Here is a 25,820-nt window from a genome sequence, read left to right on the forward strand (position 1 = left end):
GCAACCATTGGTTGCAGTATTGGAAAAGGGCATAAAAAAAGAGAGCGAAGTTAATCACTCTCTTTTGATGAGCCATTTGTGAAACGTTTATGAAGCGTTTGTGATTTTAGCAAACACTTTATAATAAGCTATATATAAAAATCAAAGCTAAAAAACAGCTTATTTTTGGAGCGTTTGTGAAGCGTTTGGTAAACCTTTGATTGTATAATATGTGTTTTTGCCAGTAACGCCCTGCATTTCCAACCACGTTTCCATTTGTTGCAACAAACGGTAAGCGGTGGTTCTATTGGTATTCAATATTCTTTGAACGTCCGAATTGGTAACACTTCCATTTTGGGCTGCATATTCGATAATAGGTATAAACCTTTCATCTGCCCGCTGCGCCAATAGCTGCGAACGTATATCGGTATAATAGGTAATCATCAGACCGCTTAACATTTCAAGTTTGGGCGGCAACAGCTTGTATGCGCTGACCGCTTCCAAAATACGCTTGTAACCACGTCCCCAGCTTTCAATGTCCCCGCTTCTGAAAAAGGCGTTGGCGATTAGCGGATTATAGGGAGTGGACGGGTGACTTTCAAAAAGTTTCTCGGTTGTCCAGTTCTCCGGCAACTGCCCGGCGTTCCAAAAAGTGATGTGGTCGGGGAACACGCTAATCTGAATGGGTACGGCACTGGCATAATCTTTATGGGCTATGGCATTCATCAGTGACTCCCTGACAGCTTCCACCGGGAACTGCGGTGTTTCACGCCGGGAAATACCCTCGTATGAAATGTGATAGATTAGGTATTTGGTCTTTATCAAATCCATAGCCTTATCCACCTGTTCCATTAAAGAGCCGTGAACCTCGTCCTGAAACTCCAAGTTACCTTTATCGTCCCGGAAGAAACCTATCTTGATGTATGCCCCAGTCACAAAGCGTTCCGGGTCGGGGTGGAACAACAGCAAGGCGGCACGGGTCGGGCATTTGGTTTGGGCATCTATCAGCCGCAAATCGTGCAACAGGTTTTCGGCTGTATCTTTCAACACATCTTCATCCACACGTCCGCTTCTCGCCGCTTCCTTGCGGAAACGGTCTAATGCACTGGTGGAAAGTTCCTCTATACCTGCCCACTCTACGGGAAATTCATCCCAATGCCTGCCAGTACGTTGCAGGATAAAGCGATTCAACGCCGCACCTTTCAACTCCTGCTTCGTGCTGCCACTACGGTAATGGTACTGACCCTTGTAATTGATAGGATTTGAGTAAGGCGGCACGTCAATCTCGACATATTTCAGTCCGTTTTCTTCCAGCAGGTTCACGTCCACGATGATACCCAGCACGTCACGCACTTTGTTCGGTATGTCTTCCAGCAGTTTGTCAGCATCGGCAACGCCGACTACCTTACCGCTGTCATTCATACCTATATATATCTTACCGCCTGTGGCGTTGGCAAAGCCGCATATCCATTTCAGATACTCGTCACGCCAGCTTTCTTTCCATTCTATATTTTGGTTTTCGTTCATACTCTTTTATTTGTCTGCAAAATTAGTAAAAATACTGTGTGTCAGGAAAGAATATCGGTTATTCTTCTTCCTCCCTTATCAAATGGCACAGTTCCGGGTCGTTCTTGATACGGGTTATCTCGTCCTCGACAATCTGCCGGACTTCCTGACGGATGCGGTCGTAATTGGCTTGTATTTCCTCCTGCATCCGGTCGTTGCCGTCCTTGTCGGTGAAGTCGATTATCTGCGGCAGCTTCACATAACGGGCGGTTTCCCGCTTCACCTTTTCATTGTCCACCACGATTTCACAGTGGAAAATCTTCTGCTCTATCCGTTCATCGAAGTTGTCCGCTACCGCCCCCACGAACATGCCTTGCGTGAGGTTGGATATTTTACTGGCAGGTATCAGGCTGTCCATTTGGGTGCTTATCGAGGTGGACTTCTCCCGCTGGTTGATTGTCATACTCTGCCGTTTCTGTAACACCTTTCCGAAACGCTCCGACAGTATTTTTGCCGTTTCACCGACTACCTGACCGCTAAACACGTTACCCACAGTATTTTGTATCACACGACTTTCCTTGTCCCCGTAGTCACGGGTAAGCTGGCTGTAATCCTGAAAGCCCAGCAGAACCGCCACTTTGTTGCTTCGGGCGGTTGCAATCAGATTGTCAAGCCCACGAAAATAAATCGTTGGCAACTCGTCTATTACCACCGAACTTTTAAGCTGACCTTTCTTGTTTATCAGCTTCACTATTCTACTGTTATACAATCCCAGTGCCGCCGAATAGATATTTTGGCGGTCGGGATTGTTGCCGACAACCAGTATTTTAGGCTCTTTCGGGTTGTTTATATCCAACGAGAAATCATCGCCCGTCATTACCCAGTAAAGGGCGGGTGAAATCATCCTTGAAAGCGGGATTTTCGCACTCGCTATCTGCCCCTGCAACTGTTCGTTAGCATCAGACTCCCAAGCATCTACGAACGGGGAAAGGTAGTTTTCCAGTTCGGGATAGCTGCGTAAAATCGTGAACACATCGGCGTATTTCTTGTTCAGCAGTTCTATGGCATGGGGAAACGTGCAATACTTACCGCCCTGATAGATGCGCAAATACCAAATAATAGCTGCAAGCAGGATAATCGGACTTTCCACGAAGAAATCGCCCTGCTTGCTTATCCAGCTTCGATTGAGGTTAAGCATAATCGTGTAGCTGGCTTCGTAGGCATCCGCAATGTCCGACATGAAGCTGGCATCTATCGGGTTGCATCGGTGGCTCTTGCGTGGGTCGTCAAAATTGATAACATAAAACTTAGGCTTTACCTTGTAGCCGTCCAAATGGTTAAGCAAATGATTATAAGCGATTTCTGAAAGGTCAGGAAACTTATAATCATAACAATAGAGGGCAAAACCTTTCTCTATCTGCTGTTTTATGTAATTATTTACCACCGCATACGACTTACCACTGCCCGGTGTACCCAATACAAGACTGGCACGGAAGGGGTTTACAACATTTATCCAGCCATTATTCCATTTCTTTTTATAGTAGAACCGGGTAGGCAAATTTACGGAATACTCGTTTTCGATAAGCCTTGTTTCCTGCATGAAACTTTCGTTCTCGGTATTAAAGACATCATCCATGAGGTTGTTTTTCAATAATCGGGACATCCATGTACCTGCCATGAGCATACAGATATAACCCACCGACAGCGTGACGATATAAAACACGGTGTCCGCCGTGTGTGGCAGCGGAAGTTCCAGCAGCCACCAGTTCAGGAAAAACAGCACCACACCCGCCGCAAGGCTGCAATGTATCTTCGTCCATGTTATCTTTTCCTCTTTTACGCCCTTAGTGCCGATGCACGACAGGGAGAGGAACACCACCGAAAATAGTTTTGTCCATAAGATAGACGAGAACAGCCCGGTAGTGCGCTGGAAGTTCCACAGTATCTTGTCTATTACCTCAAAGGTCACTCCCCACTCTTTCAGGGTGGAGTAACAGAACCAGTACGCGTTTATTCCCACGAATAAAATACTGACAGCCCGCATAAAGTCCATGACCCTTGCAAGCCCTCTCAAATCATCTTCTTGCTGCATAATTGTATATTTTTTTAGTTAGTCGATACGCCTTGTACGTTTCTTTTTCTTCTTCTTTTTCTTTTGGTGGGCGGTATCTTGTGGCTCGTCACCACCGGATGAACCGCCGCCCAGCAAACCACCGAAAGCACCCGGCACGGAAGCCATACCCGAAACGATGTCGGCTTTCGGCGTGAAGCCCGGCTGTTCCTGATGCGTGGATTGTTCCTGCCGTATATCCGTTTTTCTTTCATCGGAATACAGGTCGTTGAACACGTTCGCCGAATACTCCTTGCCCAAGCGAGAACCGTTCAGCACCACCCGGCTGTCATGGTCGATGAACGTAACGCCATAGATGCGCCCGTTGTCGTTCTGACGGAATACCACGTCAATGCCCTGCTTCTTTAGCTGTTGTTCCAGTTCCTTGCGGCTGTGGGTATTCCTCACGGCATCGGCAACAATCTTCCGGGTACGCTCTTTCAGTTTCCCGTTCTTGATTGCGTCACCCGATTTCTCCATTCTGCGCTGTACCGCTTCATAGCCCACCGACTTGCCGATGCGGGAAGCCTTTACCGGGTTGCCCACCTTTTCGCCCTTGTCATTGGTAGCGGAATAGACAATGCCCTGATAGGGTTTGCCGTTTACCTCGCCTTTGACTTCCTCGGTACATATATTATAGGTGGCAAGCAAAGCCTTGTACTCCCCGAATGACTGGAAGCGGTAGCCGTAGCAAGCCGCTTTCACGGTATTGCCGATTTGGTGTTTCACGTCCCCGGCGGTGTAGTCCACCTTTTTAAGTTCCGGGCGTTCGGTACGTTCCTTTCGTTCTGCCGGGTGAAGTCCGTATTTCTTTTCCAGTTCACGGGTTATCTGCTTGCTGCGCCGATGCTCGAACTTGTCATTCAGCGGTCTGCCGTTCTCGTCCACCCGCAAGCCAACGATGTGGATATGGTGGCGGTCGATGTCGGTATGCTTGTACACCAAATAAGGCTGGTCGCCATAGCCCAATTTCCGCATATACTCCTGTGCGATGTCGGAAAGCTGCTGGTCGGTCAGCACGTCTTCCGGATGCGGGTTTATGGAAATATGCAGTATCGGCTTCTTGGTGGATAGCTGGACGGGCATCTGCATTTCAAAGCTGCGCATACACTCGCCGATGCTGAAATGCCCGTCCTCGCTTAACAGCATCCTGTTGGAGAAAAGCACCTTTGCTTCCTCGCTATCCACCTTGTTTTGGTTGTATGCCAGTGCGCCGAACATATTGCCGCCCGTACTTATTTTGGCAACCATAGTTCCTTGCACTCGTTTGTCAGGTCGATAACCTGACGGTTCAACATAGCCAGTTCGGTGGTCGCTTTCTCCAATTTATAGAGAAAAGCCAGTGCCTTTTTCTCCGAAAAGTTACTGTGCAACGCCTTTACAATTTGGTTGTAATTGACCGCTACCGCCCGGAACTGGGCGTAAAATTCGGTCAGCCGGGTGCAGTATTCTACTGCCGACTTGTCCACTTTCACCACCCGGAACGGCTCGCCGAATAGTCGGGCGGCGATGAAACGGGACTTGCTCGTAACGCCCGACTGCTCCCACTGCGAGAGGAAGCGGGCGTTCTCCCGGTCATTCAGGTAAAGGACATGGCGGTGCTTCGCCGGGTCTGCGAGGGCGGGGCGACCGCCCTTGTTGGGTTTTCTTGTTTCCATACTTCTTTGGATTAAAAAATTACGACTTCGGAGTGATTTTTATCCCCGCAAGGGGCAAGGCGTTTTCAGGCACGGAAAACGGTTTTGTATGCTACAAAACACACCTTGCTATTTTCTGACGAAAATCGAAATCCGTCACGGACGGATTGGGGTTAGCGTGAAACGGTAAGCCCTGCCATTAACCAGCCCTGTTTTACACCCCTGCCCCCCAGCGGTTCGTTACTCCGCTGCAAAGTAACGGCGATTTATAATGCTGTAAAATAGGTGGTTGGTGGACAAATCAGGACAGCGCAGGACAAATCGGGACAAGGTTTTCAGGGGACGTTTTTTCTCCTTTTTTTTGCATCGGATTTCAAGATTGAAAGCAAGATTGAAAGAAATATTCCAATCAGGAAAGAATGATTGAAAGCATGATTTCAAGAAAACGTGATTGCAAGATTTCAATATTTCAAGAAAGAATGAAAGCTGGAAAACAAGATTGAAATAAAACAATCTTTCAAGATTGCAATATGGAAACAAAGAAAGCTATATGGCTGGATTGATTGAAAGCAATAAATAAATCTATCAACCAATAATGAACGAAAGCAATATGGAAAACGAGAAAACACCCCTGTATGTCGCCTTTTCCACCCAAAAGGGCGGGGTCGGCAAAACAACCTTTACCGTGCTGGCGGCGAGTTACCTCTACTATCTCAAAGGCTACGATGTGGCGGTGGTCGATTGCGACTACCCGCAACACTCCATTGCCGGGATGCGAAAGCGGGATGCCGAGCAGGTCGGGGCGGATGAAGATTACAAGCGCATGGCGTATGAACAGTTTACCCGGCTGGGGAAGAAAGCCTACCCGGTACTGTGCAGTTCGCCCGAAAAGGCGATTGCAACGGCTGACGAATATATAGCCGCCGGACACGTGCCGGATATTGTCTTTTTCGACCTGCCCGGCACGGTGAACAGCGAGGGCGTGATAAACTCCCTTGCGGGCGTGGACTACATCTTCACCCCGATTTCAGCCGACAAGGTGGTGCTGGAAAGCAGCCTGTCGTTCGCAATGGCTATCCAAAAGCTATTGGTAAGGAATGAAGCCTGCCGACTTGCCGGGCTGTACCTCTTTTGGAACATGGTGGACGGTAGGGAGAAAACAGACCTTTACACCGCCTATGACAAAACCATTAAGGAACTGGAACTGCCGCTGATGAAAACCTTTATCCCCGATACCAAACGCTACAAAAAGGAACTGGTGGCGGATAAAAAGGCGGTGTTCCGCTCCACGCTCTTTCCCGCCAGCCGCCCGCTGGTAAGGGGAAGCAACTTGGAAGAACTGATAACCGAAATAGTGTACTACATCAAATTACAATGATATGGCAAAGCAAAGCGGCGGGATGCCGAAGATAGACGAGGATTTCATGAAAGAACTTATCTCGCAGGGCGTACCCGCCAAGCGGGAGAACCTGCCGGATGATGCACCGCAGCCCGGCGGCGAAACGGAAACCGCCCACGAGGGACGGCAGACTGAAACGGTGCGGGTGGAGAAAACGACAAACCGCAAGCGCAAGGGCGGTTCGGGTGACTACCGGGAAACTTACTTTCAGAAAGTGGAACTGGCAGACCGACAGCCCTTGTACGTGAGCCGCACGACCCACGAGAAGCTGATGCGTATCGTGACTGTGATAGGCGGGCGCAAGGTGACAGTAAGCAGCTATGTGGAAAACATTCTGCTGCGCCACTTCGAGCAGTTCCAAGACGAGATAAACACCCTGTACGAAAGCAACTTCCAAAAGCCTGTCTGACTATGGCAATCTATGGAATACTTACTGGGCTTTTGGTGTACTATATCGTCCTATGGTTGTGGTATCGCTACACGGACAACAGAAGTTCCGAAAAGGGAACAAGCGACAAAACTGTTCCTAAAAGTCAGGCAAACGACTACACGCTGATAGGCGCAAGCCGCTACAAGGGCGGACAAATCGGGACTGCACAGGACAAATCGGGACAGCTCCCGCAAGCGGTTGAAAATGATACTATTTTTGCGCCGCAAGCTGACAGACAACCGGAAAAAAACATTTCGGAAGCAGTAGCCGAAGCGGAAGAAACGCCCGGTTACGAGAATGACGAACCCGACTACGAGGACGAGGAAATAGCCGGGTACATGGACGGTGACGATGATACCGGGCGGGCTACGGGCGTGAGCTTTGACGAACTGGGCGAAGCGGTACGCACGGCGAACGCCGATAACCCCACCGAAGCGGAACAGCGGCAAGCCGCCGGGACACTGGCTGGCATCGAGGGGACGAACCTCTACGATGCGGTGGTGGAGAACATCAACGGCGGGCTGACAAAGGTAGCGGAACTGCTGGGGCGCAACGAAGCGGAACTGGCTACGGCTGCTGTCCCTGCCGGAACTGGCAATACAAGCAAGGAACACGAAGCGTTCGACATGAACGACTTCCTTTAATATAATAATGTATAAGACTGACAACATGAAACAGCGTGATTACGGTTGATTGGCAACCCTAAAACCAACAGACGGCATCCGTGCCGCAGCCACTAAAATTTCAAGTTATTCATCAGCCGGGAAAGGCGGACTATCCACCCGCTACCCCGGCATTAAAATCCAATTCGCAATGAAAAAGAAAATCTTTTTGTCAGCGGCTATCCTTGCCGTTGCGGTAAGTGCCTACGCACAGGGCAACGGGCAGGCGGGCATCACCGAAGCCACGAACCTAATCACCGGGTATTTCGACCCCGGAACAAAATTAGTGTACGCAATCGGGGCGGTCTGCGGCTTGATTGGCGGGGTAAAAGTATATAACAAGTTTTCAAGCGGCGATCCCGACACCTCAAAGACTGCCGCCAGTTGGTTCGGGGCGTGTATCTTCCTGATTGTCGCCGCCACTATCCTGCGGTCGTTCTTCCTCTAAAACAGCGGCTATGTCTGAATATCCGGTAAACAGGGGTATCGGAAAGCCGGTGGAGTTCAAGGGACTGAAAAGCCAGTACCTTTTCATTTTTGCAGGCGGCTTGCTTGCCGTCTTCGTGGTGTTCATCGTCCTGTTCATGGCAGGCGTGAACCAGTGGCTATGTATCGGTTTCATCGTGTCGGCTTCGCTGCTGCTCGTGTGGCAGACGTTCCGGCTGAATACCCGATACGGTACACACGGGCTGATGAAAGCTGCCGCCCGCAAAAGACATCCACGCTTCATTATCAGCCGAAAGGCGATACCCCGGCTGTTCAACTACAAAAGAAGAAAGGAAGAAAGAACATGAGGAATACATTAAAGGCTACCACGCTGGAGAGGAAGTTTCCCCTTTTGGCGGTGGAGAACGGCTGCATCATTTCAAAGGATGCCGACATCACGGTGGCTTTCAGGGTGGAACTGCCCGAACTGTTCACCGTCACCAGTGCCGAGTACGAAGCCATACATTCGACGTGGTACAAGGCAATCAAAGTGCTGCCCGACTACTCCATAGTACACAAGCAGGACTTCTTCATCAAGGAGAACTACCAGCCCGACACCGAAAGGGACGAACTTAGTTTCCTGTCCCGGAGTTTTGAACGGCATTTTAATGAACGCCCGTTTCTGAACCATTACTGCTACCTGTTCCTGACGAAAACGACAAGGGAAAGAAGCCGCCGACAGAGCGACTTCTCCACCCTCTGCCGGGGCAGGATTGTACCGCAGGAGATAGCCGACAAGGAAGCGGCAACAAAGTTCATCGAAGCGGTCGGGCAGTTTGAACGAATTATGAACGACAGCGGTTTTGTCACCCTTACCCGGTTGGCGGCATCGGAAATCACCGGGCAGGACGGAAAGGCGGGCATCATCGAGAAATACTTCTCGCTATCGCAGACCGACACCACCTGCCTGAAAGACATCGGACTGTACCCGGAAGAAATGCGTGTCGGAGACGATATACTGTGCCTGCACACGCTTTCGGACGTGGAAGATTTGCCCGGCAAGGTCGGGACAGATACACGGTTTGAAAAGCTGTCCACCGATAGAAGCGATTGCAGGTTAAGTTTTGCCGCCCCGGTGGGCGTGCTGTTGTCGTGTAACCACGTCTATAACCAATACATCTTCATAGACGACCACGCCGAGAACCTGAAAAACTTCGAGCAGACCGCCCGGAACATGCAGTCGCTCTCCCGTTACTCCCGTGCCAACCAAGTGAACAAGGAGTGGATAGACGAGTACCTGAACGAAGCCCACAGCAAGGGGCTTGTATCGGTACGCTGTCACTGCAACGTCATGGCATGGAGTGACGACCGGGACGAACTCAAACGCATACGCAACGATGTGGGAAGCCAGCTTGCACTAATGGAGTGCAAGCCACGCCACAACACGGTCGATACGCCCACGCTCTTCTGGGCGGGCATACCCGGTAACGAAGCCGACTTCCCGGCAGAGGAAAGTTTCTACACATTTTTGGGGCAGGCTCTCTGCCTGTTCGTGGAAGAAACGAACTACAAGAGTTCGCTTTCGCCGTTCGGTATCAAAATGGTGGACAGGGTAAGCGGTCGCCCGCTGCACATCGACATATCGGATTTGCCCATGAAGAAAGGCATCACCACCAACCGCAACAAGTTCATACTTGGGCCGAGCGGGTCGGGAAAGTCTTTCTTCACCAACCACATGGTGCGCCAGTATTACGAGCAGGGTGCGCACGTGCTGCTGGTAGATACGGGTAACAGCTACTTTGGGTTGTCCCAGCTTATCCACAACCGTACACACGGCGAGGACGGGATTTATTTCACCTACACAAACGAAAACCCGATAGCGTTCAACCCGTTCTATGTTGAGGACGGGGTATTTGACATCGAGAAGAAAGAGAGTATCAAGACCCTTATACTCACCCTGTGGAAGCGGGACGATGAAGCCCCCAAGAGGTCGGAAGAAGTGGCGTTGTCCAATGCGGTAAGTGCCTATATCGAACGGATAGGCAATGACCGTTCGGTAACGCCCTGCTTCAACACGTTCTACGAGTTTGTCCGGGATGATTACCGACAGCGGCTTGCCGAAAAGAACGTCAGGGAAAAGGATTTTGACATCGACAACTTTCTGAACGTGCTTGAACCGTACTATCGTGGCGGTGAATATGACTACCTGCTGAACTCCGACAAGGAACTGGACTTGTTGCATAAACGCTTTATTGTCTTTGAATTGGATAACATCAAAGACCACAAGATTTTATTCCCGATAACGACTATCATCATCATGGAAGCCTTTATCAACAAGATGCGTAAGTTAAAGGGAATAAGAAAGTTAATCTTGATAGAGGAAGCGTGGAAAGCGATTGCAAGCGCAAATATGGCGGACTACATAAAATATTTGTACAAGACCGTCAGAAAGTATTTCGGGGAAGCGATTGTAGTCACGCAAGAGGTAGAGGATATTATTTCTTCCCCTATCGTGAAAGAGAGTATCATCAACAACTCGGACTGCAAAATCCTGTTAGACCAAAGAAAATATCTGAACAAGTTCGACAGCATACAAAACCTGCTCGGATTGACCGACAAGGAGCGTTCGCAAATATTGTCTATCAACATGGCGAACCACCCCGGACGGAAGTACAAGGAAGTTTTCTTTTCGCTGGGCGGTACGCAGTCGGCGGTGTACGCTACCGAAGTTTCGTTGGAAGAATACTACACGTTCACGACAGAGGAAAGCGAGAAAATGGAACTGTTCGCCCTTGCCGACAAACTGGGCGGCAACCTTGAACTGGCTATCAAGCGGCTTGCGGAAAGCAAACGTAATCCCCAATCATCAACAACTTAAAAATTAGGAACATGAAGAAAATAATCCTCTTTATGGCGGTGTGCCTTTGCTTCATCGGCAAGGCATCCGCCCAGTGGGTGGTGTCAGACCCCGGCAACTTGGCACAGGGTATCATTAACACCACCAAGCAGATAGTGCAAACTTCCACCACAGCCAAGAACACGCTGGACGGCTTTATGGAAGCGCAGAAGATTTTCCAGCAGGGTAAAAAATATTACGATGCGCTCAAAGCGGTGCATGACGTGGTTAAGGGCGGTGTCAAGGTGAAGAAGTCCATTGAACTGGTGGTGGAAATCTCCGAAATCTACGTGCGCAATTTCCAAAATATGCTGGCAGACCCGAATTTCACGCCTGACGAACTTTCCGCAATATCGTTCGGCTATGCCAAACTGATGTCGGAAAGCTCGGACGTGTTGCAGGACTTGAAAAACGTGGTGAACATCACGGGCATGTCGCTGACGGATGCCGAACGGTTAGCAATCATCGACAACGCTTATCGAAGCCTGCTCAATTACCGCAACCTCGTGAACTACTACACCCGCAAGAACATATCCGTGTCCTACCTGCGGGCGAAGAAGAAGAACGACACCGACCGGGTGTTGGCTCTCTACGGCTCGGCGGATGAACGCTATTGGTAACATATAATATGGTATGCCTATGTTATTAGCAGCAGTGGATTTTGACAACCTGCACCAAGTGTTGCGGGTGCTGTACGATGAAATGATGCCCTTGTGCAGCAACATGACGGGGGTAGCCAAAGGGATAGCCGGGCTGGGAGCTTTGTTCTATGTAGCCGCCAAAGTGTGGCAGTCGCTCGCACGTGCCGAAGCCATAGACGTGTACCCGCTACTCCGCCCCTTTGCGCTGGGGCTGTGCATCATGTTCTTCCCCACGTTCGTGCTGGGGACTATCAACACGGTGCTGTCGCCAGTGGTGAAAGGCTGCAACCAGCTTATGGAAACGCAGACCTTCGACATGAACGAGTACCGGGCGCAGAAAGACCGACTGGAATATGAAGCCCTGATGCGAAGCCCCGAAACCGCTTACCTCGCATCGGACGAGGAATTTGACAGACAACTGGAAGAACTGGGCTGGTCGCCCTCCGACATGGTGACAATGACCGGAATGTACATGGACAGGGCGGCTTACAACATCAAGAAGTCCGTCCGGGACTGGTTCAGGGAGTTGCTGGAAATGCTCTTTCAGGCGGCGGGGCTGATTATTGACACGCTGCGGACATTCTTCCTAATCGTGTTAAGCATACTGGGTCCGCTGGCGTTCGCTATTTCCGTCTATGACGGTTTCCAAAGCACACTGACCCAGTGGATTTCACGCTATATCTCCATTTACCTGTGGTTACCCGTGTCTGACTTGTTCAGCAGTGTGCTGGCTCGCATACAAACGCTGATGCTCCAAAAGGATATTCAGGAACTTTCAGACCCGAATTTCATTCCTGACGGGAGCAGCACCGTGTATGTAATCTTTATGATTATCGGCATCGTGGGCTACTTCACCATTCCAACGGTGGCAAGCTGGATTGTGTCGGCTGGCGGTATGTCCGCCTATAACCGCAACGTGTCGAAAGCCGGGTCGGTCGCCGGGGCTGCGGTTGGCGCAGTCGGTGGAAAGGTATCGGGAAAACTACTCAAATAAACAACATCAAATTTTTAAAGGATATGGAATTTAAGTCATTGAACAACATCGAAACGAGTTTCCGGCAAATCCGGCTCTTTGCGCTGGTATTCATCTGCCTGTGCGCACTGGTGACGGGCTTTGCCGTGTGGAACTCGTACAGCTTCGCCGAGAAGCAGCGGCAGAAGATATACGTCCTCGACAACGGCAAAAGCCTGATGCTGGCACTCTCGCAGGACATGGCGCAGAACAGACCAGTGGAAGCCAAATCGCACGTGCGGCGTTTCCACGAACTGTTTTTCACCTTATCACCCGACAAGGGGGCTATCGAAAGTAATATCAAACGCTCGCTGTTCCTTGCCGACAAGACCGCTTTCAACTATTACAAGGACTTGGCGGAAAAGGGCTACTACAACCGGGTGATTTCGGGGAACGTCACGCAGACGGTGGAGATTGACAGCGTGAAGTGCGACTTCGACCAGTACCCCTACAAGGTGAACACCTACGCCCGCCAGTTGATTGTCCGGGAAAGCAGCCTGACGGTGCGAAGTCTTGTGACCTCGTGCCGCCTGCTCAACGCCACACGCAGCGACAACAACCCGCACGGCTTCATCATCGAAGCGTTCACCATTACCGAAAACAAGGATTTACAAACCGTCAAAAGATAGCCGTATGGAAAGGAAACAGAGTTATATCGGAAAAGTACAAGACTGGGCGGACGACCGCCTGCGCCGTATGTGCGGACGGATTACGCCGGGCAAAAGGCTGGCGGTCATCCTCGTGATGTTCTTCTTTTTTAGTGGCTTGTCTATCTATATCACCGTTTCATCAATCTACAACATCGGGAAACGGGACGGGCAACGCCTGCAAATAGAACATATCAGACAACTGCCATTGCAGGGCAATGACACAATCAACAGTATCAACCCATTAAACAAACCGGAATATGGAAGAAGTACAGAAGAATGAGAACGGCACGACCGTACCACAGGCGGACGGGAAGCCGAAAAAGGAAGATAAGTCCAAGCGGGAACTTACCCCGCAGCAGGTACAGCAGCGCAGGAAAATGATAGTCTTCCCGCTGATGTTCCTCGTCTTTGCAGGGTGCATGTACCTGATATTCGCACCCGCCGATAAAGAGGACGTGAATGTGGAAAGCGTGGGCGGCTTCAACGCCGACATACCCCTGCCCGCAGAGGACGGTATTATAGCCGACAAGCAAAAGGCATACGAGCAGGCGATGATAAGCCGCAAGCAGCAGGACAAGATACAATCTTTGCAGGACTTCGGTTTCACGGGGGACGATGAAACGGAAGAACCGCAGGCGGAAATCGAACTGATGCCGGAAGAAGATGCGCAACCCCGGCGGGGCGGTGGTGCTTCTTCTTCGGCAAACGCCTACCGGGACATCAACCGCCAGTTAAGCACGTTCTACGAAACGCCCCCGGTGGATGAAGAAAAAGAGGAATTGAAGCGGCAGGTGGCGGAACTGACCGATAGACTGCAACAGCAGCAGAACGCCACGCCTACGGCTGACGACCAAATGGCACTCTTGGAAAAGTCCTACGAACTGGCGGCAAGGTATATGAATGACGGCGGGCAAGTGGCGCAAGTACCCGTAACTGGCGGCATTGAACGCAAACCGGATGCGGTAGCGGTACAGGCTCTCCGGGAAACAACCGTATCGGGATTGCAGCAGCCCATGAGCGATGCCGACTTCATCCGGGCGTACAGCCAGCCCCGCAACTACGGCTTCAACACGGCGGTAGGCACGGGTTACGTTATGGGAAAGAATACGGTAGCCGCCTGCATCCACCAAGACCAAACGCTGACGGACGGGCAGGCGGTGAAACTCCGGCTGCTTGAACCCATGCAGGCGGGGAACATCGTTGTGCCGAAGAATACCATTGTGGCGGGAACGGCAAAAGTGCAAGGTGAACGGCTCGACATACTGGTGTCCTCGATTGAATACGCTGGAAACATCATCCCGGTGGAACTCGCCGTGTTCGACACGGACGGGCAAAAGGGGCTTTCCGTCCCGTCCTCTATGGAACAGGAAGCGTTCAACGAAGCTATGGCGAATATCGGCAGCGGGCTGGGTACAAGCATTTCCTTTGCCCAAAGTGCCGGGCAGCAGGTGGCTATGGACGTGACAAGGGGCTTGCTGCAAGGAACGTCCGGCTATCTTGCCAAGAAGTTCCGAACCGTGAAAGTGAAGCTGAAAGCCGGGTACAAGGTGATGCTTTATGCCAAACAACAATAACCATTTTATCAACCACTAAAATTTCAATTAACGATGAAACAGATTTTTGTAATGTTCGCCCTCTTGCTGGGCGTGTGTGCGGCAAACGCACAAACTACTGACACCGTGAAGTATGCGGCTGGCAACGACTTGTACCGGGGCATTACCCGGAAACTTCCTTACCGACAAATGGTAACGCCCTATGGCGTGGAAGTGACCTTTGCCAAAACGGTACACATCATCTTCCCCGCCGCCGTCCGCTATGTCGATTTGGGAAGCAACCACATCATAGCGGGCAAGGCGGACGGTGCGGAGAACGTAATACGTGTGAAAGCCACCACAGAGGGCTTTCCGGGCGAAACGAACTTCTCCGTTATCTGCGAGGACGGGAGTTTCTTTTCATTCAACGCCAAGTATGCCCGTGAGCCGGAAATGCTCAATATCGAAATGAAAGACTTCTTGGAAAATGAAGATACGTCCGATTGCTCGCACACCCGCATGAACATCTACTTCCGGGAACTGGCGGGCGAAAGCCCGCTATTGGTGAAACTGATAATGCAGAGCATCTACAAGAACAATGACCGGAAAGTGCGCCACTTGGGTAGCAAGCGTTTCGGCATACAGTTCTTAATCAAGGGGATTTACACCTATAACGGGATGCTCTATGTACACACGCAGACGAAGAACAGCTCCAACGTGCCTTTCGATACCGATTTCATCAAGTTTAAGATAGTCGATAAGAAAGTGCCGAAGCGCACGGCTATTCAGGAAACGGTGCTGGATGCAGTCAGAAGCTACAACGAAGTGATAGAAATTGCCGGGAAATCGACCGTCCGCACGGTGTACGCCCTGCCGAAGTTTACCATTCCTGACGACAAGCTGCTGTTGGTGGAACTCTACGAGAAAAACGGCGGGCGGCATCAGGTTATCCGGGTAGAGAACGCTAACATCGTGAACGCGGAAGTGATTAACGAACTCAAAATCAAATAGGAATGAAGAAACACATCTTTATAATGATGCTCTCTGCGCTGTGCCTGACCTCGTTTCAGGCACACGCACAAAGATACCTGCCGGGCATGAAAGGCTTGCAGGTGACGGCGGGCATGACGGACGGGGTGCATTGGAACGCTGGTAGTGATTTCGCCTACCATATCGGGGCGGCATACAGCGTTTACACCAAAAACGCAAACCGCTGGGTGATTGGCGGGGAATACCTGCACAAGAAGTACGACTACAAGGATATGCAGATACCCGTAGAACAGTTCACCGCAGAGGGCGGCTATTACCTGAAATTCCTTTCGGACAGGCGCAAGACCTTTTTCCTTTCATTGGGATTGTCGGCACTCGCCGGGTATGAGGTGAGCAACAAAAGCGAAAAACTGCTGCCGGACGGTTCTACCTTGCTGGATAAGGACTGCTTCATTTACGGCGGTGCGCTCACGCTGGAACTGGAAGCCTACCTGACCGACCGGGTGGCTCTGCTGCTGAACGCAAGGGAACGGGCGTTGTTCGGCTCGGACATAGGCAAGTTCCACACGCAGGTATCTTTGGGACTGAAATTCATTATCAACTGACCGCTATATAATAATGTATATGAAGAATGTAATGTATAAAATCATCATGGGCTGCTACATCGTGGCCGCCCTTGTGCTTGTCACCGCCTGTAATGACAATTTGGGTATTCAGCAGGCGTACCCGTTCAGCATCGAAACGCTGCCAGTACCCAAAAGGCTGAAAGTCGGGGAAACCGCCGAAATACGCTGCCAACTGGTGCGTGGCGGCTATTACCAGCCGACTACCTATCAGATACGCTATTTCCAGCCGGACGGCAAAGGGAAGTTGGAAATGGATAACGGCACGGTGTTCCTGCCCAATGACCTGTACCCACTGGAGAAAGAAACGTTCCGGCTCTATTACACATCGGCATCGACCGACCAGCAGACGATTGACATTTATATTATCGACAGCTTTGGACAGATGCAGCAACTTACACTATCATTTAATAATGACAACAGCGAAGAAGAAACGGAAACAATAACCCCCTAACAATAAAATGACATGGTAAAAATAGAATTGGATATAAAAGGTATCTCGTGGTATATAGAAACCACGTTGGAAACAGATACAGTTCCGGCAGTAGGTGACATCATTATCGTGGATAAGGACTGCATTTCCGCACGTGCCAGGGCTAAATTGTGGAAAATACCGTCCAATCAGGTTTTCAAATGGGTGGACGAAGAAGAAGATATGCCCGTTATGGAATGGTTTGACAGCGACACGGAAATGCTTGTCAATAAGCGGACTTGGAAATACGACATCGAGGAAGAAGAAACCGTGTGCATACTTAGTGTAAAATTTATTCACAGTGAGGATTTGTAGCTGTGATATTCGTTTAATGATACGCAAAGCGTAAATGCCAGCAGACAGCCCGCCGGGAAGCATCGGCGGGCTGTTTCCATGATAGGGAAACGAGCGGCTTCTTTGTTACTTTCTTCACCCGCTGGCAGGCTCACGGAAGAAAGTAACGGCGGCAAACAGCCGCCGTTCTCTATCAACTGATTTTAAGGCTCTTTATGGACGTGTATTTCTCTAACCACACCTTCACCTGTTCCATGTTGTATTCGCCCGTTATGACCGCCGTATGGTCGTTTATGGCTACAAACCGGACACTCTCGTAGCTGTTTACCCAGCCTTGCAGGGAACAGACACCCCACGCCGCCGCATCTTCAAAAATACTGCGGTCTATTTGGCTGATTGGCTCACCGAAAACTACCGTCATTGTCTGAAAGTCCGGTTTGTCCTCCAGCAGTTGTAAATGGCGCAACGTGCCGAACTCGTCAATTTTACGCCCCCACGCCCACACATCATTATATAAATCATCGCCCCACTGGTGCGGGCGGTCGAAGCGTACTTTTACCTCCTTAGTGTGTTCGTTTTCTTCCGTGTCCTCGATAACGCCCGTTACCATTAAGCCCGTAAAAATGCACTCGCAACGCCTGCCGATTAGTTCCCTGTTTACTTCTGTCGTTTTCATATCCCTAAAATTTACTTGTTATTACTCTGTTCTTTCTTCGCCAGCCATTCGTCACGCCTACGGCGGCACTCGTCCAGCGTTTTGGCTACCGTGCTGAAAAGTTCCATATCGGTATAGCGGTAATCGTACTGGTAAAATGTCTGTCCCTTAAATGCGCTCAAACGGCATTTGACAAACTTTTCCTCTCCCGGTGTTTGGGTGATGCTTACCCCGTTTTTGTTAAGTGACTGCATGATGTCTTATTCTTTTATGGTTATAAACTTGGTTGTTTTTAGCGGGCAGGGCTTTGACACCCCGCCCGGATTGGTTGTTATGCCGCACGGAACACAAAGCCGTCATCAAACCAGTAATCGCACATGAACAGGTCACGGGCAAACTTTTCATAATCGAAATAGGTCTTTGCGAACTCCGGCAGGTCGTAACATTCTTCTATAATTTCATAGGCGAAATCTTCTTCATCGTCATATTCCCCTTGATATTCATCCCGGAAATCACGTACAAGGTCGTCCGCATCTTCCTCGCCTAAATCATGGCTTTTATAGTTACACCACACGAAAAAGGCTTCCTGCTCGGTGTCGCTCAAATCCTCCACCGCATCACGCAGGGAAAAGAAATTTTCAGAAATCCAGCTTTCGCCGATTAAGCCCTCCGGCACGTTCTCCCAGTCCTGAAACATATATTCCGCATCTTCCTCGTCCTTGTGAAGTTCCCGGCAGGCTTCGTAAAATTCTTCCTTGTCCGAATAATCCGAAAGGTTGAGCCATGCGCCGGACAATGAACCGTTGTTGTACTTGGCGTAAGTGCCTACATAAACGCTTGCTGCTGATAATGTCGTTGCTTCCATATTGCTGTAATTTTTAAGTTTTTAATTTTATGCGGATTCGAGAGGTGAGGGAGTTGAAGTTTCACTGAACTTTTTTCCTGTTTCCCGTAAATCCGACTTTTTTTTTATGCGTCTTCCGGTCGGGTCGGTCGTTTTCGTTTCACATAGGCGTAAAAGGGTAGTGTTTAGAGTTTGCAAAGTTTTGGGCAAAAAATACCTCGCAAGGCAGGGAAGATTTTTTCGCCAAACCGGAACGGCTCGACCTTGCAAAATCGTGAAGAACACGTAACTACCTTTGCCTATTGAAATGATTAAAACGACTGTCCCGGCTGGGGGACTGCGTAAGAGGAAGATTTACAGATAGGGAAACTGGGGAAAAGTGCCTGTTCTCTTTCATCTTTTAGGGAACACTCCATGCGGGTGGGAAAGGCAAGGGTATGGCAAGTTTACCTTGCGGTACGCTTGTGCGGGTTTCCAACGGCTCTTTTCACGAAATACAGTCAGCCATGCCACGCACGGCTGGCGTTTCGGGGAATGTGCCAGTGGGAAAAGGATATAAAAAATGCGGGTAGTCAGTGGACTGCCCGCAAGGTGAAAGAATGTACTTTATTGGGATATAGTTTGTTAGGTGGAATTTCGTTACCGAAATCGTTACCTGTTCTGTTACCAACAGTATATAGGTAACTAAAAACTCACATGGCGACTTCCTTGTAAATTTTCTCGATGCCGACAAACTTCTTGTCAAGCCCCTGCATATCGCTGCCTATCTTGCTGTTGGTGATGCGGGCGTAAATTTGCGTAGTTTCTATATTTGTGTGTCCCAGCATCTTGGACACCGTTTCAATGGGTACGCCCTTTGACAGCGTGGTGGTCGTGGCGAACGTGTGCCGGGCAAGGTGGAATGTCAGGTTCTTTTTAATACCGCAAATATCGGCAATCTCTTTCAGTAGGCTAGGCCCGCAGCGCTTTTCCACCTTTCGGTGGTAAGTTTCCGCTAACCTGCCCCCGAACCGTACGTACATGTCTCCATGTATACGGCTCTCCATTGTCAACATCACTTTACTTATCATAGCTTTTATGGATTAATGCATCGCAATCATGACAGACTGCGAGAGTTTTACGATGGCGTTTAATCATCACAACATTCCACTTGGTGTCAGCTTTAAGCTGATTGATGTTGCGTATGTGATGCATCACAAGGTCTCCTATTGCACCGCATAATTCACACTTTCTCTCTTTGAGCCTTTCCACAAGTGTGGGGGCAGGAAGATACATGGTGTTCGGTATGTTGTCGTAATGGTTATCCTCATAGATGTCGGTGAAGCGTTTGCATCTGAATCCGCCGTTATACCATACTCTTTGTTTCGCATTGCCTTTGCTATCCTTATAAGGGATAATCACATCCGTTCCGTCTTTGTACTTTTCAAGTATTTGTCCGACGGTTCTTTTGTGCTTGCGACCGAGAGTTTTGAGCATACTATACTTCATGAAGTAATTGAACTTCCACCCCCAATAGCCGATATTGTCCGCAATGGAATAGTAGTTGTAGAATCCCCGCAATTCAAGATTGTATTGCGCCAGGATATCTGCGTCTTGTCTATTTACCATATACTTACGAGACGAAGGCTTAAGTGTCTCTTTTCTGTTTACTTGTGTGATAAGCACAGCATCATAGTATTGAAGACGCTTAAGTACAGTTTCGTAAGAGACTTTCAACACAATTGTTCCCAGCCACGGGCGTCGTTGTAGTCCACTCCGTGTGCGTGTGTGGTCCATAGAACGGCGTGCATTGATTTCGTACCCAAGGAATTTTGCAGGTTCCTGTGCGTTCGTAATCAAGGTCTTTTCCTGCGACATCTCCAATTTGAGTTTATCACTCATGAACGTCGTAATATCAGCCTTGATTTTCTCGCATTCCTCTTTGCTGCCAATCACTCCTATAAGAAAGTCATCGGCATACCTCACATACTTCAATCTTCTGAACGCATCGTCTATGTCCCTTGTTGCTGGAATATCCAGCATCTTCTTGCGCATTTCGGCAATTTTTGATTTCAGTTCAACCTTGCGGTTTTCATCCGTTTCTGCTTCTAGTTTCCATCGTAATACATTCCTTTGATTCCGGTTACGCTGATACTCTTGGGTTAGTCTACGTCCTCTGCCTCTATTGAAGTTATCGGCATACTCCTTTATATACTTGTCGAACTTGTCAAGGTAGATGTTAGCCAAAATAGGGCTAATGATACCACCTTGTGGTGTTCCAGAGTAGGTGTTGTTGTATGTCCATTTCTCCATATAGCCTGCATTTAAGAATTTGCGGATTAATCGCAGGAACCGTTCATCGGAGATGCGCTCTCTGAGGATATCAATCATAATGTTATGATCAATATTGTCAAAGAAGCCTTTGATGTCACCTTCGATAAACCATCGTGTTCCTTTGAATGTCACCTTTATGTCTCTTAATGCCGTGTGGCAACTTCTATTGGGGCGGAATCCATGCGAGGTATCTTCAAAGTGTCCCTCGTAAATGGCTTCCAGAATCATATGCACTACCTCTTGCACAAGTTTATCCTCAAAAGATGGAATGCCCAGCGGGCGATTCTTCCCATTCTTTTTAGGAATATACACTCGACGTGTCGGGTGGGGCTTATAAGATTCATCCCTCAGACTTGCCACTATTTTCTGTATACGGTCAATGCTCATTCGGTCGATGGTTCTACCATCGCTGCCGGGCGTCATATTACCTTGATTGGCATATTTACGCTGATAGGCAATGAAGAACATCTGCTCATTAAACAGAATCCGGTAGAGTCTTTCGTATCGGTAATCCGAATCTTTGCTATGTTCGCATAAAGCGTTTAATACTTGCTGTGGATCTCTCATACGTCTCACACGTTTTCCTTAGTTTGTATTAAGTTGACAACTGCTTCCCTTCGCCATGTGCAAGGCGTTACCTTGCTCGGACTACTACGGAAGCTCCGTTTCCATATCGGGTATTCAGTATCTTTATACATAGCCCTTGTTTCCATAGGCATCCCGATTTAGGAAATCCCCGTTTAGTTTCGTAATGACTATTAGCGCGACAGACTGTCGGATGCGACTTTCGTTCTTTTCTCCGCTTATTGCGGTTGTGCCGTAGCTATGTTCTATGCTCTCAAAGGCTACCTGACAAATGAGAGAGCCACGGTGTGACAATACAACTGCCTTTCGTCACAAGTCCAACATGCCTCACTGAACTATCGTTCAACCAGTATAGGTTTCATCCTCGTGTCTGTCTTTCTCCCCAGCGATGCACTCGCTCTTGGCAATTAGGGCGGCCATGCTGCAACCGACATGCGATACTCCCCATTGGGTTTCCCCGCCGGATAAGTCGGTTGGGAGTAGACTTAGAATCTAGTCTAGTCTCTTGCTAAAGAGACATTCATTACGCAACCTTTACGGGCGCACAGTAGGCGTTTAGCTTCTGATTGCTGATTACGGGAAGTATCTTGCCGTCCGGCAACTTGCCCTTGTACTTCTTCAAAATCATCTTGGGAATGTCAAGCAGGGGAACATTCACGTCCGTGTTGGTCTTTACCCGCTTGGTGATTATCCAAAGGTTGCCGTCAAAGGACTTTTGGATATTCTCCTGCCGCAAGTTGGCAACATCGCTGTAAGCCAAACCGCAGAAACAGGAAAAGACGAACAAGTCCCTGACGTGTTCCAGCCGTTCGGAAACCATTTTCTTTTTAAGGATGATTTTTATCTCGTCCTCCGTCAAGTAGCCCCTATCCACTTTTTCCAGCCGAATTTTGTAGCTGGCGAACGGGTCGCCCACCAGTATGCCGTTGTTGCGGGCAATGATGATGATGCGCTTGAAGAACTGCATGAACTTGGCGGTGGTGTTGTAACCGCACTTGCAGGCGGTACGCAAATACAACTCAAAATCGGTAATGAACATCGGGCTTATCTCCTTTATTGATATGTCCGATACATTGTACTTGCTGCGGATGAACTCGGCGAGGTGGCGGCGGGTCACTTCATACTTGCGGTAGGTCGCTATCGTCTTGGATATGCCCACAAGCTGCTTCACATCGTCATTGTGCTTTTGGAACAATGAAAGGATTGTTTCGTGGCTCTCGCTGTGTCCCAAGAACTCGTTCTTCACTTTCTCGGCGGTCACGTAGTTGTCACGCCGCTGCATTTCGTGGTAAATGGTGTTCAGGGAAGAACGTATGTCGTCCAGCAGGGCGTTTATTCTTCCGGCATCCCTGCCTTTGGCTTTGCCTGCGGCAATGCTCCAGTTATCGGGCTGGATGCTCTGTTTCGTACTGAACTGGCACTGTTTGCCGTCAATGGTGATACGTGCCATAATCATTACCTCGCCGTTTTTCTTTTCAGAACCTTTCTTCAAATAAAAAAGAACCTTGAATGTCGATTTCATAACTCACTTTTTTTAGTTGCAAAATTACTTTTTACCTCTCGTTTTTGAGTTATGCAGACTATGGACTAATCAAGTCATTATCAGGTCATTTATGGACAAATCGTTACCGTTTTTGTCCGGTGAGGAATAGGTAACGATTTAGTAACGAAACTTTGTCTTTTACCGTACTTTTGAAGTCTTGGAAGCAGGACTTTCGGGCAATAAAAAAAGCCACAAATCATTGATTTGTAGCTTTTTGTCCGTTTACTGTCCATTTCTGTCCAGTAAGTTCAGCGGAGAAAGAGGGATTCGAACCCCCGGAACCTCTCAGTTCAACGGTTTTCAAGACCGCCGCAATCGACCACTCTGCCATCTCTCCTTGTCTTTAAGACGGGTGCAAAAGTAGGTGGTTTATTTGAATTATGCAAGCATTTTGTTTCATTTCTTTTCACTTTTTTCGCACCCCATCTATCTATTCCTGATTTTCAGATACATAATAATATCCGTCTACATACAAGAACAGTCGTTCGATTTCCATATTAAAAAAATCCGGTTCCTATGCCAGGCACGGGAACCGGATACAAATATGTATGGAGAAATTAAAACACTCTTATTTTAAGAAACAGGCTATCTGTTTATTTCGTTTGCAAGCTGTTTGAGTGCAAGGCAATATGAACCTTCTCCTGCTCAATGCGGATCGATCCGGCAGCAAGAATCATAGTTACGGCCAAACCGATACAGGCCACTATAGCGATTACTTCCGTGCTTTTGCGGGAAAGATATTCCCCTATGTCCTTTTTCATGCGTATTACTTTTTTAATGAATAATCTGCTGATTTGAAATGTGTGATTCAAAATTAAGAAGAAAGAAAAGGCAAAAGGAGATAATGAATAAATAAGTGGATGCTAAAAATACATAAATTCTTATTTTACAACAAGATATAAATAATTCATATTGCTAAAAAAGTGGATCGGATATAAAAGGATTAATGAATTTCACGGATCATATTCTCAAAATCATCCCGGGAAACGCAGGCTTTGTTCTTCACTTTTGCCCTGTAATTGTAGATGGTGTTCACTGAATAGCGAAGGAATTCTGCAATCTGGGAACTGTCGTTTATACCCAAACGGATCAAAGCAAAAATACGAAGCTCGGTATTCAACAATTCATCCCTTTTCAATACTACCTGCTCGTCTTCTTGCAGAAGCGAATTAAATTGTACCACGAAATTCGGAAACAGATGGAGAAATGCGGTATCAAAATTCTTATAAAGCGCATCCAGTTCGACCTCCAGTCCTTTCGACGAACGGGTAATTTTAACCAGTTCCTCGATCTGTCCGGAAGAAATCTTCTTGTGGACCATACGGCGGTATCCGTCCAGTTTATCGATATAAGAAGAACACAAGCTCATAAAACGCCCGATATATTCTTCTTTGATCTGGTTGGACTCGGATAGTTCGAGGTTGGCAGACTGCAAACGTTGGTTCACCTGATGCAACTCGCCGTTGAGCACCTTCAACTGTTCGTTTGTCTCCTGCAAGTGGTTGCGGGCTTCCGCCAAGCGCTTCATCTGCCGGTATATATAGACGATGGCTGAGATCAATAATAAGGTAAGCACACTGATCAGAGACAGATACGTGACCAACATCCGGTTCTTTCCTTCGATCGTCGCCTGATAGTTTTTATCGATCAGCGAAAGGATATCCGCACTCTGCCAGCTTCTCGAACGGGCACGGAAACGGTTTGTCTCATCCCATGAAAAACGGATATAATGATAGGCACGCTCGATATCGCCATCTTTAAGCAGCAAATCGGCCAGCATCCACAGGGAAGCATGGTCCGTGATAGCGGACTGTATATCCGACAAGGAGGACAGGGCCAAATAATACTTTTCTTTTTCCCGGTCTTCTTTCTGGCGATAAATCATCGCCCGCTGATAAGAAGCAAGCGCGTACTCCGGAGTGCCGAACGGGATCTTAGCCAATCGCGCATCGTTGATCCGGAGGGCTTCATCCACATCTCCGTCTGCACGTAAGGCCAGTTCCTGCAGCTCGATCCGCCTGTCGGCATCAACCGGCAGCATCATTATTAAAGAATCCCGGTAGACAAGGGACCTGTCTTTATAACGGCTTATGCTTTGCGGATCACGGGAATTACCGGATATTTCACGGTAGACCTGTTCTTTGCAGGCGTAATAATCACGGATAAGAGAAACGGGCAAGTCTTCCCGGCCGACTTCTCCCAGCACATCGACAGCTTCCTGGTACATACCGGTTGCAGCATGCAGGGAAGCCAGCAGCAACTTACTTTTATATTCCCGCTCCTGGTCATGTAGCTTATGGGCAATCTGGATATTTTTTGTCAGATAGAGGACTGCCGAATCGCACATATAGGATTTATATTCCCGGTAAATGCTATCGTTCAGCTGGTAGCAGGCGATAGAGTTCGGGGGCGTTTTGGCAACCTTCTCTTTCAGTCCACGAATCCGGGCTTCTCTCCTGTTTTTATAAATTTCATGCCGGAGAATCGTTTGATCGAGGTTGATTAATAAAGAATCGAGGTTAGCTTCCGCAAAAGCCATATTTGCGGCAAAAAACAAAAACAAAATTATCCTGTACCTCTTTTCCATTTCTACTCCGGCTTATTTCCGGCAGACAAATGTA

At 48.7% G+C, this 25,820-nt stretch carries 25 protein-coding genes, 1 tRNA gene and 2 pseudogenes; 15 read left to right on the forward strand and 13 right to left on the reverse strand.

Annotation, left to right across the window (positions count from 1 at the left end; all coding sequences use genetic code 11):
• Nucleotides 1-159: 159 nt before the first annotated feature.
• Genes ACPYIV_RS07200 through mobA form a run of 4 tightly spaced genes read right to left on the reverse strand, consistent with a single transcriptional unit; the run spans nucleotide 160 to nucleotide 5,253 of the window.
• Entirely contained in the window at nucleotides 160-1,506 is a 1,347-nt protein-coding gene (locus tag ACPYIV_RS07200) for an RNA-binding domain-containing protein (protein WP_425886225.1), read from the reverse strand.
• 58 nt (nucleotides 1,507-1,564) lie between these two features.
• Complete coding sequence (gene mobC, locus ACPYIV_RS07205) at nucleotides 1,565-3,577, reverse strand: conjugal transfer protein MobC (RefSeq protein WP_425886226.1); 2,013 nt, start codon at nucleotides 3,575-3,577, stop codon at nucleotides 1,565-1,567.
• Nucleotides 3,578-3,595: 18 nt separating this feature from the next.
• Nucleotides 3,596-4,846: a conjugal transfer protein MobB gene (mobB, locus tag ACPYIV_RS07210; protein WP_425886227.1), complete on the reverse strand. Its 1,251-nt coding sequence runs from the start codon at nucleotides 4,844-4,846 to the stop codon at nucleotides 3,596-3,598.
• Nucleotides 4,831-5,253, reverse strand: a complete 423-nt coding sequence (gene mobA, locus ACPYIV_RS07215) for a conjugal transfer protein MobA (protein ID WP_425886228.1) — start codon at nucleotides 5,251-5,253, stop codon at nucleotides 4,831-4,833. Before mobA ends, mobB begins: the two co-directional genes overlap by 16 nt.
• 574 nt (nucleotides 5,254-5,827) lie before the next feature.
• Here mobA and ACPYIV_RS07220 point away from each other — a divergent pair.
• The 15 genes from ACPYIV_RS07220 (at nucleotide 5,828) to ACPYIV_RS07290 (ending at nucleotide 17,280) form a co-directional block, all read left to right on the forward strand.
• Nucleotides 5,828-6,610, forward strand: a complete 783-nt coding sequence (locus tag ACPYIV_RS07220) for a ParA family protein (RefSeq protein ID WP_425886229.1) — start codon at nucleotides 5,828-5,830, stop codon at nucleotides 6,608-6,610.
• A 1-nt stretch (nucleotide 6,611) separates the two neighbouring features.
• A complete protein-coding gene (locus ACPYIV_RS07225) occupies nucleotides 6,612-7,040 on the forward strand; it encodes a DUF3408 domain-containing protein (RefSeq protein WP_425886230.1) in 429 nt (142 codons plus the stop codon).
• 2 nt (nucleotides 7,041-7,042) lie between these two features.
• Entirely contained in the window at nucleotides 7,043-7,705 is a 663-nt protein-coding gene (locus ACPYIV_RS07230; protein WP_425886231.1) for a hypothetical protein, read from the forward strand.
• A 169-nt stretch (nucleotides 7,706-7,874) separates the two neighbouring features.
• The gene (locus ACPYIV_RS07235; RefSeq protein WP_054350016.1) at nucleotides 7,875-8,171 is read left to right on the forward strand and encodes a DUF4134 domain-containing protein; all 297 of its coding nucleotides are present in this window, start codon (nucleotides 7,875-7,877) and stop codon (nucleotides 8,169-8,171) included.
• Between the two features lie 10 nt (nucleotides 8,172-8,181).
• A complete protein-coding gene (locus ACPYIV_RS07240) occupies nucleotides 8,182-8,517 on the forward strand; it encodes a DUF4133 domain-containing protein (protein WP_425886232.1) in 336 nt (111 codons plus the stop codon).
• The gene (locus ACPYIV_RS07245; RefSeq protein ID WP_425886233.1) at nucleotides 8,514-11,027 is read left to right on the forward strand and encodes a TraG family conjugative transposon ATPase; all 2,514 of its coding nucleotides are present in this window, start codon (nucleotides 8,514-8,516) and stop codon (nucleotides 11,025-11,027) included. The genes ACPYIV_RS07240 and ACPYIV_RS07245 overlap by 4 nt, the downstream gene beginning before the upstream one ends.
• 11 nt (nucleotides 11,028-11,038) lie before the next feature.
• A complete protein-coding gene (locus ACPYIV_RS07250; RefSeq protein WP_425886234.1) occupies nucleotides 11,039-11,665 on the forward strand; it encodes a DUF4141 domain-containing protein in 627 nt (208 codons plus the stop codon).
• A gap of 19 nt (nucleotides 11,666-11,684) precedes the next feature.
• Complete coding sequence (traJ, locus tag ACPYIV_RS07255) at nucleotides 11,685-12,680, forward strand: conjugative transposon protein TraJ (protein WP_425886235.1); 996 nt, start codon at nucleotides 11,685-11,687, stop codon at nucleotides 12,678-12,680.
• A gap of 23 nt (nucleotides 12,681-12,703) precedes the next feature.
• Nucleotides 12,704-13,327 (forward strand): conjugative transposon protein TraK, encoded by a 624-nt coding sequence (traK, locus tag ACPYIV_RS07260; protein WP_005680379.1) that lies wholly within the window; start codon nucleotides 12,704-12,706, stop codon nucleotides 13,325-13,327.
• A 4-nt stretch (nucleotides 13,328-13,331) separates the two neighbouring features.
• Nucleotides 13,332-13,628 (forward strand): TraL conjugative transposon family protein, encoded by a 297-nt coding sequence (locus tag ACPYIV_RS07265; RefSeq protein WP_132140691.1) that lies wholly within the window; start codon nucleotides 13,332-13,334, stop codon nucleotides 13,626-13,628.
• Nucleotides 13,606-14,922 (forward strand): conjugative transposon protein TraM, encoded by a 1,317-nt coding sequence (gene traM / locus ACPYIV_RS07270; RefSeq protein ID WP_425886236.1) that lies wholly within the window; start codon nucleotides 13,606-13,608, stop codon nucleotides 14,920-14,922. Before ACPYIV_RS07265 ends, traM begins: the two co-directional genes overlap by 23 nt.
• Nucleotides 14,923-14,955: 33 nt before the next feature.
• The gene (traN, locus tag ACPYIV_RS07275) at nucleotides 14,956-15,891 is read left to right on the forward strand and encodes a conjugative transposon protein TraN (RefSeq protein WP_425886237.1); all 936 of its coding nucleotides are present in this window, start codon (nucleotides 14,956-14,958) and stop codon (nucleotides 15,889-15,891) included.
• 2 nt (nucleotides 15,892-15,893) lie between these two features.
• Nucleotides 15,894-16,475, forward strand: coding sequence for a conjugal transfer protein TraO (locus ACPYIV_RS07280; RefSeq protein WP_425886238.1), 582 nt, complete (start codon nucleotides 15,894-15,896; stop codon nucleotides 16,473-16,475).
• Between the two features lie 13 nt (nucleotides 16,476-16,488).
• A complete protein-coding gene (locus ACPYIV_RS07285) occupies nucleotides 16,489-16,947 on the forward strand; it encodes a DUF3872 domain-containing protein (protein WP_425886239.1) in 459 nt (152 codons plus the stop codon).
• A 12-nt stretch (nucleotides 16,948-16,959) separates the two neighbouring features.
• On the forward strand, nucleotides 16,960-17,280 hold the full coding sequence (locus ACPYIV_RS07290; RefSeq protein ID WP_425886240.1) for a hypothetical protein: 321 nt from the start codon (nucleotides 16,960-16,962) through the stop codon (nucleotides 17,278-17,280).
• A gap of 172 nt (nucleotides 17,281-17,452) precedes the next feature.
• On the opposite strand, the gene ACPYIV_RS07295 is transcribed toward ACPYIV_RS07290, so the two are convergent.
• The 9 genes and pseudogenes from ACPYIV_RS07295 to ACPYIV_RS07335 form a co-directional block, all read right to left on the reverse strand.
• Nucleotides 17,453-17,935 (reverse strand): DUF7258 domain-containing protein, encoded by a 483-nt coding sequence (locus ACPYIV_RS07295; RefSeq protein WP_425886241.1) that lies wholly within the window; start codon nucleotides 17,933-17,935, stop codon nucleotides 17,453-17,455.
• Nucleotides 17,936-17,946: 11 nt separating this feature from the next.
• On the reverse strand, nucleotides 17,947-18,168 hold the full coding sequence (locus ACPYIV_RS07300; protein ID WP_176469483.1) for a DUF3873 domain-containing protein: 222 nt from the start codon (nucleotides 18,166-18,168) through the stop codon (nucleotides 17,947-17,949).
• Between the two features lie 77 nt (nucleotides 18,169-18,245).
• Nucleotides 18,246-18,779, reverse strand: coding sequence for an antirestriction protein ArdA (locus ACPYIV_RS07305; protein ID WP_054349995.1), 534 nt, complete (start codon nucleotides 18,777-18,779; stop codon nucleotides 18,246-18,248).
• A 671-nt stretch (nucleotides 18,780-19,450) separates the two neighbouring features.
• Nucleotides 19,451-19,705 (reverse strand): annotated as a pseudogene (locus ACPYIV_RS07310) (tyrosine-type recombinase/integrase); the annotation flags it as partial.
• A 112-nt stretch (nucleotides 19,706-19,817) separates the two neighbouring features.
• On the reverse strand, nucleotides 19,818-21,638 hold the full coding sequence (locus tag ACPYIV_RS07315) for a reverse transcriptase domain-containing protein (RefSeq protein WP_425886488.1): 1,821 nt from the start codon (nucleotides 21,636-21,638) through the stop codon (nucleotides 19,818-19,820).
• A 565-nt stretch (nucleotides 21,639-22,203) separates the two neighbouring features.
• Nucleotides 22,204-23,178 (reverse strand): annotated as a pseudogene (locus tag ACPYIV_RS07320) (phage integrase SAM-like domain-containing protein); the annotation flags it as partial.
• 273 nt (nucleotides 23,179-23,451) lie between these two features.
• Nucleotides 23,452-23,536 (reverse strand) — tRNA-Ser (locus tag ACPYIV_RS07325).
• 256 nt (nucleotides 23,537-23,792) lie between these two features.
• Nucleotides 23,793-23,960, reverse strand: a complete 168-nt coding sequence (locus tag ACPYIV_RS07330; RefSeq protein WP_293734933.1) for a hypothetical protein — start codon at nucleotides 23,958-23,960, stop codon at nucleotides 23,793-23,795.
• A gap of 182 nt (nucleotides 23,961-24,142) precedes the next feature.
• Nucleotides 24,143-25,786, reverse strand: coding sequence for a DUF6377 domain-containing protein (locus tag ACPYIV_RS07335; RefSeq protein ID WP_425886242.1), 1,644 nt, complete (start codon nucleotides 25,784-25,786; stop codon nucleotides 24,143-24,145).
• Between the last annotated feature and the right edge of the window lie 34 nt (nucleotides 25,787-25,820).

Origin of the sequence: Parabacteroides vesiculifaciens (assembly GCF_049860805.1) — a bacterium.
GTDB lineage: Bacteria > Bacteroidota > Bacteroidia > Bacteroidales > Tannerellaceae > Parabacteroides.